Source organism: Acidaminobacter sp. JC074 (genome assembly GCF_022496765.1).
Taxonomy (GTDB): Bacteria; Bacillota; Clostridia; order Peptostreptococcales; family Acidaminobacteraceae; genus JABXKX01.
Genome location: NZ_VANV01000003.1, coordinates 83,394 through 98,552, shown reverse-complemented (window position 1 = coordinate 98,552; position 15,159 = coordinate 83,394). Strand labels below are relative to the sequence as shown.

Here is a 15,159-nt window from a genome sequence, read left to right as displayed (position 1 = left end):
GCACAAACACTTGTTTAGCTCTCTAATTATTAACTCAATCGTCAACAATGAATTTATGAAACCATCTGTTTGTAATTAAGACTCTCATACATCTCATAAGTCAACATTAGATGAATCATTATACTTTTCTCAGAAATAATAATAGATTGGAGACTCATATCATCTACTTAACATAGTTCACAAAAATTCTTAAGGCTTCTTTATCTAATCCATTTATTCCATCATCATCTACATCTACTGTCATAACAAGCCTGTAAAGACCATAACCATTATTTAATGTTATTTTGCCATAATAACGTTCCTTATTGAAGTCTACGAACTGCTTTTCAACTTCTTTAAATGAACCTTCATCTAATTTTTTAACATGAACAGTAAATTTATTTCCATGGATTGCAAAGTAATCTTCATAAATCATTTCTACATTACCTTCTATTAAAACTTCGTTGGACTTTGTTTCTGTATATCCATTCGCTGGTAAGTTCAAACTAAACTTTGTAAAGTGACCTATTTGCCATTCAGAAGCAAGAGTATGTGCAGAATAATCAGGTTTGATATTTTTTAAAGCAGTAGCATAAATAGTTCTATCATACCCTTCTGGAAATCTATTCGAATGAATAATCAAATTAAAGGAATCATTCTCTTTGATTGGTAGTAAATAAGTGTGTTCATCTCTTAATCCCATTGAATGAATATAGTCATAATTTCTATGATTATAGAATTCTACTTGATAATTATCATCCCTTACAATCTCACTTTGAAGATTATCAATATTCAACATTATAAGTTCTCCTTGAACTTCAATATAATGATAATCGATTACTTCATACTCCTGATATGAAAATGAAACTCTATTATTTTTGTAGTCGTTATGAACTCTAATACCAATAAGAAGATTAGTATCAGGCATGTAGATATCATCATTCTGGACCAACAGAGGTGTTTCGAACTCCTTAGATTTAATACCGTTATAATACTCAACAGCTTTTTGGTTAGCAGCATCTACTTGGCAAGTATAATCCCCCTTTGTAAATCGATAATTATATTCATCTATCTTATTAACTTCAAATCCAAACTCTTTCATCAAGGTGGTTACAGATACATGTAAGCGGCCCCTTTTATCCAATGTTTTGATAAAACCAATTAACTCCCCTTCATAAAATATTTTTTCGTCTTTGAATTGAGTCTCTATGAAAGTAGAATCTGAATAATTAATCTCAAAGGAAGGTCTACGGGTAGAGGTAACAGTTTTTTTTGAATGAAAGTTTATAGTTCTAGTTTCTTCACTCCATATAACCTCACCAAAATTTTTGAGTTCATCAACATAAATAGCAGTATAGCCATCTATATTAAAGGAACTTATCTCTTTGTCATTAATAATTGTTTTAATTTCAGTAAATAAAACATCCTTTATTACCGTACCGACTTCTAATTCCTCATCTGCATCCATAATAATAGGATTAACTTCATTCGTAATTCTATCTGATAATGTTAATGTTCTATTTGCTGGATTCCATTTTACTTCGAAACCATAGTTTCTCAAATCTTCAACTACAACTGCTGTAAGACCATTAATGTTCATGGAAGGAATCTCTTGACCATTAATGAAAGTTTTTATATCAGTGTGTAGTACATGATTAATTACGTCACCAATTTCATACATTTCAGCATGAACCGTTAACGTAACCATTAAAATGTAAATAGTCAATAAAATTTTTTTCATCTAAGTCTCCTATAATCCGACACACCTAAAGTCTCATTGCAAACATTTATTCTTTCTTCTCAATACTTATCTCATTTAAAACAGATTTAACAGCTTTACAAGTAAAGAATTGAAAACCAAACACATCTGCAATCATAAATACAGTAATAACGTTAGCTAAAATCAAATGCTTTCTCAAATCCAAAACATGTTTCCCCATATTTTTTGTTACATTAACTCCGTAATATTTCTAGAATAGAAAATAAAAGCATCTTTACCTATCTGGAAGTTTTATCGTCTATATAGAATTTGAAAAATGGGCACACTCTAACAATCAATCTATTACCTTTCGAATTACCTTTTGGGACGAAAGTTCTGCAGTATAAAGCAATAGGATAGATGCTAGAAGGTATAAGAAAAATAACTATAATGTTTTCTTCTAAGTCACCAGTTTCTCCAGTAATAAATAGTGCAACTAGTCTGAAAATTGATAGGAACATTTTCCAAAAGACGACGCATAATGATTAACTGAACTTTTTATTCTGAACTATTTAATGTAAATAACTACTCCCGAATATTTTCCTCTTTTATTTCTGAGTTAACATTGTAAACTACTTGTTGAACCAACTCCAGATCCTCATTGTATTCATTTTCATAATACTTAGCAATTAATCTCGAATTATTTTTTCCATAGACGATTTCATATTCAGAGATGAGGTGATTCAAATTGTTGTACGTATAGTATATTCTTCCAAAGGTTTCTTCGCCCATGTATACATTTACACATACCACGTTATTGTTTATATATTGATATTTGTATTCAATCATAATGTCAGTATCAGGTATAATAGTTTTCTTTTCTATTATCTTCCCATCATCACTAAGTTCGACACTTTCAATTGAAGACAGATTATCATCTGACTCATAAAATCCAGTTTCTACATGATTTCCTTCATATGCGGTTTTAGAATATTGAGCAGTCTCACCACTTACTGCTACTTGCTTTGTACTCACTTCTTTTCCATTTTCATATGAATAAAACTTGTTATATATCAACTCGTCATTTTGATAATTTGTTTCCTGAACTAGTAACTTTCCCTCATAAATGTATACAAACTTACTATTACTATTATCTTGAAAATCAATAAACTCTTCAACTAGATTCTGATTCTCGTACTTGTTACTTATAATATAAGATGAAATGATATCATATTCTGTACCATCGATTATAATTATATTTCCATTCACTTCCTCTTCAAAAGTGGTAATCTCATCAGCGGAAATTGAATTGTTACAACCTATCAGTAGACTACACAGCAAAGTTAAAATACACATACTTATCTTCTTCATTTTCCCTCCTCGTCATTATGTTGTTGTCAATAAACTAGACAGTACATTGTCATATGATTGCATCCACTATTTACCTTCAACTAAAAATCTCATGATTAGTTTATTCAACTCTAACACTTTGTTTAATTAGATTTTGAAGATTAAGAAGATAAATGAAGTCATTCTTGTTCTTCCAACTTGTTTTTAACAGGTAACATTCATAATGGTGATCACTTGACTTGGATATTCTAAGATAATTATCTATATATAACTCTAACTTAATGATTTCTTTGTCAAAGATAAAGTGGTAAACCACACCCGTTGCATCACCTCTGTAACCAGTAGTATGCGTTCCTTCTTTTTTTACAATATTCCAATTAAAATTCAATCGTTTCCTTATAGAATCGATTGTTTTTTGCTCTTTAATACGGTGGCTGTTCACATTTGAGTTATTAACCATTACATCTACTTTCATTAGTGAATAATCACCCTCATTTATTTGATCTACCATACTATTTACATTATAGAAATGTGAAGCATAATTTATGATAAGTACAAATGCAGCAATAACTACACAAATAATCAATGGTTTCTTTATTCTTTTCTGATGTACTATCTCCATTTATACCTCACCAACTCTAATTAACTGTTTACTAACAGTATAAATTACTCAACCATTACCATACTAATTTTACACTATAATCCATACAAATACATTAATATAAAATTAAATTATACCTACAAATCAGATGTTTCTTCTTGATTAATTATCAAATGTATGTAAAAAAGAACCACTAATAATGGTCCTTACAAGAAGCTATCAGTATATAATTTTCATTAATCCGATAAATCAAACGATGTTCATCATTAATTCTTCTACTCCAACATCCACTTAAGTTATGTTTTAGAGGTTCAGGTTTGCCTATTCCTTTAAAATAACCTTCTCTCTCTACGTTTCTTATTAGCTTGTTAATCCTTTTAAGTATTGCCTTATCATTTGGTTGCCAATACAAATAATCTTCCAATGCATCATCAGAAAAATGCTTATTCATCCATAAGCTCCTTTATCTTTGATTTGCCCTTTTCCAATTGGTTTATACCGTTTGTGATCTTATTATATCTTTCAGGATTACTAAAAATTCTGAAGTTTTCCATCATATTATTGTACTCAGATTCAGACATAATAACTACGTTCTCACCTCTAGTTCTAGTGACTATAACAGATTCAACATCTTCTACCACTTTATCACAGACTTCCTTAAAATGACTTCTTACTTTCGAACTTGAAATTGCAATCATACAATCCCCTCCTAATTCATCGCACCATATATTGTAAAATGTTCAATTCAACTGGAATAAAAGTATCACGGATACTAACTGAAAAATCAGAAAAGGACCGTTATATAACTGCTTCTCATTTATATTTTTTTGGCAGAATGTATTCCTAGAGTTATTTTTTTGACTTCAATTTAGACCATATAGCAAGAATGCTAATAATTACACCACTGCTAAATAGTCCCATAAACAGAAATAGTTGATAAGGACCACCTCCAAGTTTATTGAATGGATCAGGTCCACTTAATAACCATACATATCGATCATAACTTCCGTGAATGAACCAATATAAGAATGCTGGACTTATTAAAAGGATAAAGCCAAATCCAATAAATAGATCTACTATATATTCTTTTATTGTGTACTTTTTCATAACTTTCTCTCCTCACCAGTCTTATATTGCCTGTTTCACTCCAAACACCAGCAAAAGAGACTTCTATGTATTTGACTATAAGTTATTTTCACTATTTATGTATACTTTACTAATGAAAACTCTTTTATTTTTTTCAAAAGAGTGTATAATATATTAACACAGGAGGTGCTTATGAGAATATCCGCTGGCATTGCAAATTATACCACAAGTATACGGTCTGCTATACAGATGTCCTTATTGAGTAAGGCAACACATCAAGATGCTCAAAGTGTTGAAAGCTTAATGAAAAGCGTCTCACAGACAACTGGCAAAGGACAAAATTTAGATATAAAAGTGTAAATCAGGTTAAGAAACCTGATTTTTTTAGAATCCATAATTACTCATCATCAACGATTTCCAAATCGTTTTCTTCTAGTTGTCTATATATTTCTATTGTATCCTCTTTATCGATTACATAGATAAGTAACCATAATAACAAGGTTGTAGGTATAAAATCAATAAAAGGTACAAACTCTTCAACTAAGATACCTAAAGCACCCAATAAAGCTAATTTGGGTCTAAACTTATACAAGATAAATACCAATCCCGCTGCAACTGGTGCCCATATTATATCAGATACTTCTGCAACCCCCGGTATTACATAAGAAAGATAGCCAATGGCATCTATTGCGATGGCATAGATCCTTTTACTTTTCTTATCTTTCTCAAATTTGATTTCATAAGATTCTTTTGCCATAATAATCTCCTTTTAATAATTGTACCAAAGAAAACTTATGCAAACATAATGATTTACTTAAATAAATATTATTATTTATGTTTAAATAATTTCAGCAACATACTTCGATACTTCAGATAACCTATACAAGTAGAAAGACAACGATTCCTCGTTGCCTTCAAAATAACACTATAATATGCCCTACTTGATGCTTAATTTTCTGCTTTAGTTATTTCTATTTCAAAACAAACACCTTGATCTTTGTTATAGGCTCTTATAGAACCCTTATGTCCTTGTATAACTTTCTTGGTAATGGCTAAGCCTAGACCATATTGTCCGCTCTTTCCCTTCTTGTAGATCTCAAACAAAGATTCAGGATCTTCTGTAAAGTGTGGACCATCATTTTCAATGGTAACCACTGAACCAACTATAGATATAAAAATTGTGGTTTCTGCATACCTTAATTGGTTTTCAACAATATTTTCAAATGCAATTAACAGAGAATCACCATCACCATAACATTCGAGTGGTTCTAGTTGACTGATTATATCTAAGTCAGTAACCACTTTAAATTTCTCTATTAAGGCTCTTAGTATCCTATCTACTCTTACAATTTCATGACTGGCATGTTCTAGTGAGTAACCAACCGTATTTAATCTTACCAGTTGATGAACCTTTCTTTCTAATCTTTCTGCTTCCTTTAAGATAACTTGTTCAGGTGATAAGTCACCTTCTATAGGCATATGATCAATCATAGCCTGGCTATAACCTTTAATAACCATAATAGGTGTTTTTAAGTCATGTGACGTTGCTTGTAGGAACTGCCTTTCCTCCATATCAGCAATCTCTAATTGAGACTTCATCTCTATAAGTGACTCTCCAAGCCTAGATAGCTCTAAATTTGGTATAGGTTCTAGCTCTGCTTGCCAGTTCTTTTTTGCAACCTCTTCACTAAAACTACTAAGCGAATCTAATGGCTTAGATATATAATTGGAGATTCTCTTACTGGCTATGAATACAGTAATCAAAACTATAATGATAAGAACAATAAACTCTTTGCCAATGGTCCTACCATGTATATCAACAAAATAAAAAGTATAACCCGTCTTGTTTTCTTCGACTACATAATAAATCATTGAACTTCTGAACCTGAATTGACCTTCGTCTTCTCCATGTTGTATAAAATCATCTACAATTAGTTGAAAATCCTCAGTTACAAAATTATACTCATTTTTAAGCGATCTAACTTTAATTTGACCTGATTTTTCGTTCCATTCAAAAGATACGACATGACGAAGTTGATCCTCAAATTTTACAATAGGATCAAAACCATTCATAGCTTCTTCTAATTCATGATAAATAAACTCATTTTGAACACCAACAGTTACAAGCATATTAATAATTCCAATAAGTAGTGAGATAAAGGCTAAGGTTATAAGTACAGTCCTAAAGAGATAGGATCTAATAGATTGTTTTTTCATCAAAACTCCTTCAACATATAACCATAACCATAAACAGCTTCAAAAGGCAGGTCAGGTGCTTTCTTTCTCAGTCTTCTTAGAGTATCATCCACTACACGTTCAGAACCAAAGTAATCCATGCCCCAAACACTGTCTAAGATTTCAGTTCTGGAAATAGCCTTATCCAAGTTCTTAGAAAAAAGCTGTAGTATATCATACTCCTTAACAGTCAACTCTATTTGATCTTGATTAAGAATCAACATGCGCTTGTTGGTGTCAAATGTATAAGGCCCTATCTTCTCATTAGATTCTACAGGTCTTACATAAGACATGAGCCTTTTGACTCTAAGGACAAGTTCCCTTGGTAAAAATGGTTTCGGTAAATAATCATCACACCCCATTTCAAGTCCTATGACACGATCTAATTCCGCTGACCTAGCAGACATGAAAATCACCGGCATTTGAGGATTCTTTTCTTTAATTGCCTTAATCAGCGTAAAACCATCTACTTCAGGCAACATAATATCAAGAATCCATAAATCCGGTTCATCATCAATTCTATTTTTGGCTAAACGACCATTGTCGAAGGCAGTTACTTGGTAACCGGCTTCGACTAAATAGGACACTAAAAGTTGTTGTAATTGTTTTTCATCTTCAACAATATATATTCTCATCCTAATTCGCTTTCTCTAGAGCATTAATAACAGCATCTCTGATACCAGACGATGAATAAGTTGCACCGCTCACTAAATCAACATCTGTCGATTGTGCATGTAGAATATCATCAATGATACCTTCAGCCCTATTATACCATTTTCTATCGTCATTATGGTCTGTAACAGTCACATTCTTAATAAGACCAGATTCAACCACTACCTCTACATAGATATTACCTTTAAATCCTCGACCTACACCCTCATAGGTACCATCTGTATAAGTCCCACTTGGAATATCTGAAATCACATCAACTGTTGTCTCACCTGCTGGTGCTGTCTCAAGATGATTGCTTGAGTTAGTATTGGTTTCTTCTGTTACTGCATTTTCTAAGGCATTGATAACGGCATCTCTGATACCAGACGATGAATAAGTCGCACCACTGACTAAGTCTACATTTGTTGATTGTGTACCTATGATATCACCAATGATACTTTCAGCCATATTGTACCACTTTCTATCATCATTATGGTCAGTCACGGTCACATTCTTAATCAATCCTGATTCGACCACTACCTCCACATAAATATTCCCCTTAAATCCCCCGCCTACACCTTCATAAGTACCATCTGCATAGTGCTCACTTGGCATGCCAGAAATCTCTACATTCGTATAATCACTATTACTGGTAGTCGCTTCAGCTTCGTGATGATCATCGGTACCAGCTAAGACCATAATTGCTGCAGGTATCACAATAAGCAAACTGATTAGTAGTAATCTATATGATTTTGTAAACAACTTTTTAGGTTTGAAACCATACTCTAATGTGTTGTCAACGGGACATGCATCTAAACATTTGAAGCAGTTGATGCAGTTTGGACTTCTCAATACTTCAAACTGAGAAACCTCTATGTTCATTGAACATGACTTATCACACTTACCACAATCAATACAGGATTCTATATTTCTATGGATGGTAACTGGTCTGAATAAACCAATCAAACCATACTTGGCACCTTCATAACATAAATAATTACAGTAGAAACGTTCATATACCATTGAAAGCAGTGTAAATAAGACAATCACACCTAAGGCCAAGACAGCTGGCACATTACCACTTAAAAGCGATAAAAAGGCCGTTCTAGGTTCATAAGACATGATGTCCATAATAATTGGTAATGTTGAAAGTCCTACCACTGCAAATACAATATATCTTGTGTATTTAAAAATTCGGTGGAAAGCCTTTGGCATTTTCTTCTGTTTGATGTTTAATAGCCTAGCCAATTTATTTGAAAACTCTTGCAAAGTACCAAATGGACATATCCACCCACAATAGAATGTACCACCGATTATTATTGCAAGCATGATGATACCCATTGTCCATGCAAAATTCACGAAAAATCCTAAAAGTGTTAAGACCAAGCATAAAGCCTGTACCACTGTTCTTATTAGTTGTCTGTTCATATTCATTCACCTCTTAACCACATTATAGTTAAATTCAGTTATCCAATATACATCAAAGCAGTGTGGAAACTGTGTGAAACTTGTGTGATTTGTATACCACTAGAACACTTTTACAGATTAAATACTAGAGAGTAAAGTGTTGGGTCAACCCAACACAAGGTCAAAGTACTGGAAATACTCACTTCTCATTTCAAGGAAAACTCCAGGAAAACCAGGAAAATATTTTCCTGGTTTTCCTAATAGGCCCGAGACCACACTCTTATGAAAAAGATGCAAATAAAATTAAAATTAGCTCTTGCTCTTGGTCTGACACCATATACTATACTGTAGATAGTTAAAGAAAGGAGTACATGATGTTAAAAAGATTATTCAACAACAAGAAGAAAGATAAAAAAGCAAATAGAAGTGAAACAGATTTTGTAAGATTTAACTTAAGTGTTTTATAAGGAGACTTTTATGAAAGTATTTAAAAGAAAGCAAAAGAAATTAAACGTACAAATCGAGCTTTATAAGCTAAACATGAACATCGGATAGGCAAGCCATAGGCTGGGCCTATTTTATTTTTTTGATAAATAAAGAACAGCCTGTCGGCTGTTCAGATTAATCATTTAAGTTTTTAACGCTATCAAACACGTCAGAGTTTTTAATTTTTACATCATTACCATAAGCAACTCTGTAACCTTTACTCATAACCTCTCTAACCAGTTTGGCAAGTGATTTGATATCTTCAAGTTTAATGTTTAAGATAGCTTCTCTCTCTTCTTGAATCATAACTTGAGTGATACCAGAGATATGATTGGCTGTACCATATGTTCCCTTACCCTTTGGTGTCATAGCAGAATCCAATCTAGAGACAGCACCGATGATAAAACGTGTCAATGTTTCTTGATCTAATGACAACTCATCAATGTAATCCGCCATCTCATCAAATACATTGAATGTATTTTCTAAGTTTGGATCTCTGTAAGAAGTGGCAATAACATTACCATTGTCTGAAAAAGAGATACCACAGCCGTATGCACCACCTTTAGCACGAATTCTATCATGTAGGTAGTCAGCACTTAAAATAGATTTTAAGACTTGCATATGACCAGAGTATTTGTAGTCTAAAGCCTTAAAGTTAAAGCCCTGAGCACAATACTGAACATTTGATGAAGAAGCAATTCCTTCATTTTTAACTTTAAGATCAAAATTATATGATTGGCTTTCAAAAGCATCTTTATTTAAACCTTCTAAAGCTGACTTGTATGTCTTTTCAAATGTATCATAAGTCTTGTCATCACCAGTAATTGAGATGATTAGGCCATTTGTATTAAAGAGCTTTACATAAACATTCTGAAGTTTTTCAAGTACTTGTGCATCGTAGTTCTTAATCAAATCTGATAAGAACCAGTAGTAATCAAAACCTTTTACCTTTTCACCATAATGTGATGACGGTAAGAAGTAAGATGCCAGTCTAGAAGATGCATAAGAATCACCTCTTTGGTTGATGGCCATTTCCATTCTAGATTTACTCTGTAGAAGCAGTTCCTTGATTCTTTTACTGTCTTCAAAGAGAGTCTCTGTCAATAAGACATTCACCAGTCTCATCAAGTCTTCTAACTTGTCAACAATAACCTTGCCAGATACAACCATCTTAGGATAAAAAGCCTTGGAGTTAGTATCTGTATAAGTTCTTGAAGATAAGTTGATGCCACCTGTTAACTTGTAAATCTCATTATTTAAATCACCATAGCCATATGACTTGGTATCTATCTTACCAATTAAATCTGCTAATAAAGGTATATATGAAATATCTTCTTGCGAAACCATAGTCGTATCAAATAAGAATTCTACATAGGCAATATCATTAGAAAAGATATTGTGTTTTACAATCTTATAATCGTCTACCTGATTTTCTTCAATTGGTATTTGTTCTGCTTCTATAGTAACATCTGAAACACTTAACTTCGGAATGGTATCTAATGCTTCTTTAGAGTCTGGTGTCAGCTGTTTACTTTTCAATACCTTGTTTTCTTCTAATATGTCATCTAAAGCCTGGTCTGATAAAGCTGATTTTACTTTTTCAAGCTTGTCTTCATCTGCCTTAGCTTTCTTTTCACTCAAACCTTTTTCAGGTGATAAAGATACCACTGAAGCATGTGTGTTATCTAATAATTTCTCTTGAATATACTTTTCAAAATAATCTGTATCAATAAGGTCTCTAATCGCCTTTACTTCTTTATCATAAGCAATCAGTTCAGTTGGATGACCTTCATACAACCATGAGTTCATGCTGTAGATATGATAGATGATACCCTTTGTCGCAAAACCTGTTGCTTCACGCATATCATATTCAGATACATTGATTGATGATTCAATTAGGTTTTTATCAAGACCCTCTTTAACAGCCTTCTCTAAAGTTTCACGAATGATTCGCTCAAACTCTGATTTTTGACTAAGCTCAGCATTTTTTGCAATGATAGAAAGATTCAGCTGAACACCACCATCAAAGGAAGCCATGATGTCTTCACCGATACCAGCATCTAAAAGTGCCTTTTTAACAGGACCAGCAGCTGCTCCTACAAGGACATCTTTCATCACCTCACCCATCAAATGAGCTCTAGCGTCAGTGCCTTGACCCACTACAAAGTTATAACTTAAGTAAGTCTTTTTATCATCTGATTCTTCAGAAGCGATGCTATACTTGCCATCATACTGGTTGATTTTATCAAAGCCCTTCTGAAGTGGAATATGTGACTCAATTTCTTTTTTATCAAAATGATTTAAGTAATCATCTAAGTGCTTTAAATAATCTTCAATATTGCCATCACCATAAAGGTAAATATATGCATTACTTGGATGATAGAAATCCTCATGAAACTTCTTAAAGTCTTCATATGTCAAATCTGTGATGTTATCAGGATTACCACCTGATGAGTATTGATAGGTTGTATCTGGATACAAAGACTTTCCAATATACTCTCTTAAAAGAGTTGTTGGTTGTGAATAGGCACCTCTCATCTCATTGTAAACAACACCATTATATTTAAGTGGACCATCTTTTTCTTCTAGGTTGTAGTGCCAGCCTTCTTGCATAAAGATGGTCTTATCTTCATGAATCATAGGGAAAAAGACTGCATCTAAATAGACATCCATTAAGTTCATAAAGTCCTTTTCGTTTCTAGACGCAACTGGATAGATGGTCTTATCTGAAAAAGTCATGGCGTTGATAAAAGTCTTTAGAGAGCCTTTGACCATGTCCATAAAAGGTTCTTTGGTTTTATATTTTCTTGAACCCGATAAAACACAGTGCTCAATAATATGCGGCACACCCGTTGAATCACTTGGTGGTGTTCTAAAAGCTATCGAAAAAACTTTGTTATCATCTGTATTTTTAAGATGCAAAAGTTTGGCACCACTTTTTTCATGTTCATAAACAAATGCATCTGAATTAATCTCGTTTACCTTATGCGTATCTAATAATTTAAATCCGTACATATTACCTCCTAAAAAAATCCAACAGGGTTGGATTTAGTCTACAATAATGGCATGCGCCTCTTTTTCTACGACTTCACCGACAATAGCAAATGGCGTTTGTAAATGTTCCTTGTAATAAGCCATTAAGATTTCTGCATCTGATGGTGATAAAGAAATCAATAAGCCGCCTGATGTTTGTGGATCAAACATCAAATCCGTTACATAATCTTCATCATGATTGATCAAAATAGAATCCTTCATATATTTGATATTGTTGTAAGTACCAGCTGGAACCAAGCCCATCTTAGCATTGTCTATTGCTTCATCTAAAACTGGTACAGAATCAAACTTAAGTTTAATAGTCACCTCACTACCTTTGGCCATTTCATAAGCATGGCCTGCAAGTCCAAAACCAGTGATGTCTGTACATGAGTGTACTTCCACTTGGTCAAAGGGTTCTGCAGCAACCTTGTTAAGGGTTTTCATAACAAAAGTAGCCTCTTGAATCATTCTATCAGATAACATCTCAGCCTTGATAGCAGTATTTAAAATACCTGTTCCTATAGGCTTGGTCAGTATCAGCACATCACCAGGCTTTGCAGTTGAGTTAGCAAGTACCTTATCAGGATGTACAATACCAGTGACAGATAAACCGTATTTAGGTTCATCATCACTTACTGTATGTCCACCTACTAAAATCGCTCCTGCTTCTTTAACTTTATCTGCACCGCCCTTAAGAATTTCTGTTAAAACAGACGGATCTAAACAATCAGGGAATGTAACAATGTTTAAAGCAATGGTTGGCGTACCACCCATGGCATAAACATCACTCAAAGAGTTTGCTGCTGCAATTTGTCCAAACATATATGGGTCATCTACAATCGGTGTAAAAAAATCAAGCGTTTGGATGATAGCTTGTTCATCATTCATTTTATATACAGCAGCATCATCTGACGTCTCTAAACCGACTATCAAACGATCGCTTTCAAATTTAGGTAATTCACACAAAACTTGTGCTAAGGTCTCAGGACCAATCTTAGCCGCTCAACCAGCAGCTTTTACAAGGTTGGTCAATTTTATTTCTTTTTCCATAGCATCCTCACTTTCTAGTATGAGTTTACCACCATTTCTACAAATATTAAACCTCTTTAGAAAGATTTAATCCATGAGTCCAGCTTGAATGGTCTTTAACTTCTGATTACCAATGCCATCCACATTCAAAAGGTCCTCCATGGTTGAAAAAAAACCATGTTTTTCCCTATAATCAATGATCCTTTCTGCCAGCACCTGACCGATGCCATCAATTGACTCCAGTAGATCCTTGTCTCCCTTATTAAAGATGTCTATCCCCACATAAGTCACCTGATCGCCTAAAGGATAGATGGTCACCATCTCTCCATCTTTTAGGATTTTAGCCAAGTTGACCCCTGTCGTATCTGCATTATCTGTAAAGCCACCCGCCAGTTCAACCAGCTTATCCAATCGGTCATCCTTTTGGAGTTCATAAACGCCAGGCTTTAAGACTTCACCAGAAATATAAACCTTTAAGGTTTTTACAGAGATTTCTCCTGATACTTGAATGGGCGTCCCCTTTACATCGACTTTAACTTCTCTATTTACGACAAACAATACCACAAATATGATCAGAACCAAGCAGAATCCAATCAATTCTTTCTTCATTTTCATTATAACGCCTCCTTTTCCTTATAATACCATATAACTCCTCAATACGAAAACAAGCTTTCATTTCAGAAACTTAAAATTTAGATACTTGACTTCTTGGGTAAAGATTATTAATATAGATGTCATTGGGCTAAAGGAGGAAACATGAAAATTATAAAAGATTATTTGATAGTAACACTCGGAACACTTATTTTAACATTTGGCTTATGTGTTTTTCTTATACCAGCAGATTTAGCGGTAGGTGGCATCACAGGTTTTTCTATGATTATTAACAGGGTATTTCCTGGACTTTCAATCGGTGGGGTCATGATGATTTCAAATGTTGTCTTATTTATCATGGGTTTTTTACTCATTGGTAGACAGTTTGGTGCTAAAACCATTTATGCCTCTTTTTCATTATCTGGTATGATCTGGCTATTTGAAAAACTAGCACCACTAAACGGTCCTGTTGTTGAAGACACATTTCTAAACCTCTTCTTCGGTATATTTATCGGCGGTATCGGTTTGGCTATCGTATTTAACCAGAATGCATCTACGGGTGGGACAGACATTATTGCAAAGATCATCAACAGGTTTTTTAACTTTGACATTGGTAAAAGTCTTCTGATGGCAGATTTTTTAATCGTATTATTTGCCATGAAGATATACGGTCTACAACCTGGCCTTTATGCCATGTTCGGTGTTATTATGAATGCCTTTTTAATTGATAATCTCATAGAAGGTATGAACAATAAAATCAATGTAAGAATCATCAGTTCTAAGACGGAAGATATCCGTAAATACATCATCAATGAACTTGACAGAGGTGCTACCATCTTTAAGGCTGAAGGTGCTTATGCAGGAAAAGAAGTAACCATTATCTCAACTGTACTCAACAGAAGGCAGTTCATAAAAATAAAGGCTTATGTAAAAGCCATCGACGACAATGCCTTTTTAACAGTAGCCAATGTAAAAGAAGTTATTGGAGAAGGTTTTAAATCTGAATAGT

General features: G+C 33.5%; 16 protein-coding genes. 2 read left to right on the top strand and 14 right to left on the bottom strand.

Annotation, left to right across the window (positions count from 1 at the left end):
* Positions 1–163: 163 nt before the first annotated feature.
* The 7 genes from EZV73_RS03940 to EZV73_RS03910 all read right to left on the bottom strand — a co-directional run bounded on the left by EZV73_RS03940 (position 164) and on the right by EZV73_RS03910 (position 4,736).
* Complete coding sequence (locus EZV73_RS03940) at positions 164–1,720, bottom strand: hypothetical protein (protein ID WP_240838477.1); 1,557 nt, start codon at positions 1,718–1,720, stop codon at positions 164–166.
* A 46-nt stretch (positions 1,721–1,766) separates the two neighbouring features.
* Positions 1,767–1,904: a hypothetical protein gene (locus tag EZV73_RS03935; RefSeq protein WP_240838475.1), complete on the bottom strand. Its 138-nt coding sequence runs from the start codon at positions 1,902–1,904 to the stop codon at positions 1,767–1,769.
* A gap of 359 nt (positions 1,905–2,263) precedes the next feature.
* Positions 2,264–3,049: a hypothetical protein gene (locus tag EZV73_RS03930; protein WP_240838474.1), complete on the bottom strand. Its 786-nt coding sequence runs from the start codon at positions 3,047–3,049 to the stop codon at positions 2,264–2,266.
* Between the two features lie 100 nt (positions 3,050–3,149).
* Positions 3,150–3,650, bottom strand: coding sequence for a hypothetical protein (locus EZV73_RS03925; RefSeq protein WP_240838473.1), 501 nt, complete (start codon positions 3,648–3,650; stop codon positions 3,150–3,152).
* Between the two features lie 172 nt (positions 3,651–3,822).
* Positions 3,823–4,080 carry a Txe/YoeB family addiction module toxin gene (locus tag EZV73_RS03920; RefSeq protein WP_240838472.1) on the bottom strand — a complete coding sequence of 86 codons (258 nt, stop codon included), beginning with the start codon at positions 4,078–4,080 and terminating at the stop codon, positions 3,823–3,825.
* Positions 4,073–4,327: a type II toxin-antitoxin system Phd/YefM family antitoxin gene (locus EZV73_RS03915; protein WP_240838470.1), complete on the bottom strand. Its 255-nt coding sequence runs from the start codon at positions 4,325–4,327 to the stop codon at positions 4,073–4,075. The genes EZV73_RS03920 and EZV73_RS03915 overlap by 8 nt, the downstream gene beginning before the upstream one ends.
* A 151-nt stretch (positions 4,328–4,478) precedes the next feature.
* Positions 4,479–4,736, bottom strand: coding sequence for a hypothetical protein (locus EZV73_RS03910; RefSeq protein ID WP_240838468.1), 258 nt, complete (start codon positions 4,734–4,736; stop codon positions 4,479–4,481).
* 171 nt (positions 4,737–4,907) lie between these two features.
* Between EZV73_RS03910 and EZV73_RS03905 the strand changes: the two genes are divergently transcribed.
* Positions 4,908–5,075 (top strand): hypothetical protein, encoded by a 168-nt coding sequence (locus EZV73_RS03905; RefSeq protein WP_240838465.1) that lies wholly within the window; start codon positions 4,908–4,910, stop codon positions 5,073–5,075.
* A gap of 37 nt (positions 5,076–5,112) precedes the next feature.
* Here the strand turns inward: EZV73_RS03905 and EZV73_RS03900 are convergent, their stop codons facing one another.
* The 7 genes from EZV73_RS03900 to EZV73_RS03870 all read right to left on the bottom strand — a co-directional run bounded on the left by EZV73_RS03900 (position 5,113) and on the right by EZV73_RS03870 (position 14,174).
* A complete protein-coding gene (locus EZV73_RS03900; protein ID WP_240838463.1) occupies positions 5,113–5,472 on the bottom strand; it encodes a hypothetical protein in 360 nt (119 codons plus the stop codon).
* A 191-nt stretch (positions 5,473–5,663) separates the two neighbouring features.
* Complete coding sequence (locus tag EZV73_RS03895) at positions 5,664–6,932, bottom strand: sensor histidine kinase KdpD (RefSeq protein WP_240838460.1); 1,269 nt, start codon at positions 6,930–6,932, stop codon at positions 5,664–5,666.
* Positions 6,932–7,585 carry a response regulator transcription factor gene (locus EZV73_RS03890; RefSeq protein WP_255812798.1) on the bottom strand — a complete coding sequence of 218 codons (654 nt, stop codon included), beginning with the start codon at positions 7,583–7,585 and terminating at the stop codon, positions 6,932–6,934. Before EZV73_RS03890 ends, EZV73_RS03895 begins: the two co-directional genes overlap by 1 nt.
* A 1-nt stretch (position 7,586) precedes the next feature.
* Positions 7,587–9,029 carry an FMN-binding protein gene (locus EZV73_RS03885; RefSeq protein WP_240838458.1) on the bottom strand — a complete coding sequence of 481 codons (1,443 nt, stop codon included), beginning with the start codon at positions 9,027–9,029 and terminating at the stop codon, positions 7,587–7,589.
* Between the two features lie 600 nt (positions 9,030–9,629).
* A complete protein-coding gene (locus EZV73_RS03880) occupies positions 9,630–12,509 on the bottom strand; it encodes an insulinase family protein (protein ID WP_240838456.1) in 2,880 nt (959 codons plus the stop codon).
* 33 nt (positions 12,510–12,542) lie between these two features.
* Positions 12,543–13,580, bottom strand: coding sequence for a selenide, water dikinase SelD (gene selD / locus EZV73_RS03875; RefSeq protein ID WP_240838455.1), 1,038 nt, complete (start codon positions 13,578–13,580; stop codon positions 12,543–12,545).
* 66 nt (positions 13,581–13,646) lie between these two features.
* The gene (locus tag EZV73_RS03870) at positions 13,647–14,174 is read right to left on the bottom strand and encodes an SLBB domain-containing protein (RefSeq protein WP_240838453.1); all 528 of its coding nucleotides are present in this window, start codon (positions 14,172–14,174) and stop codon (positions 13,647–13,649) included.
* 141 nt (positions 14,175–14,315) lie between these two features.
* Here EZV73_RS03870 and EZV73_RS03865 point away from each other — a divergent pair, with 141 nt between their 5' ends.
* Positions 14,316–15,158 (top strand): YitT family protein, encoded by an 843-nt coding sequence (locus tag EZV73_RS03865; RefSeq protein WP_240838451.1) that lies wholly within the window; start codon positions 14,316–14,318, stop codon positions 15,156–15,158.
* Position 15,159 lies beyond the last annotated feature (1 nt).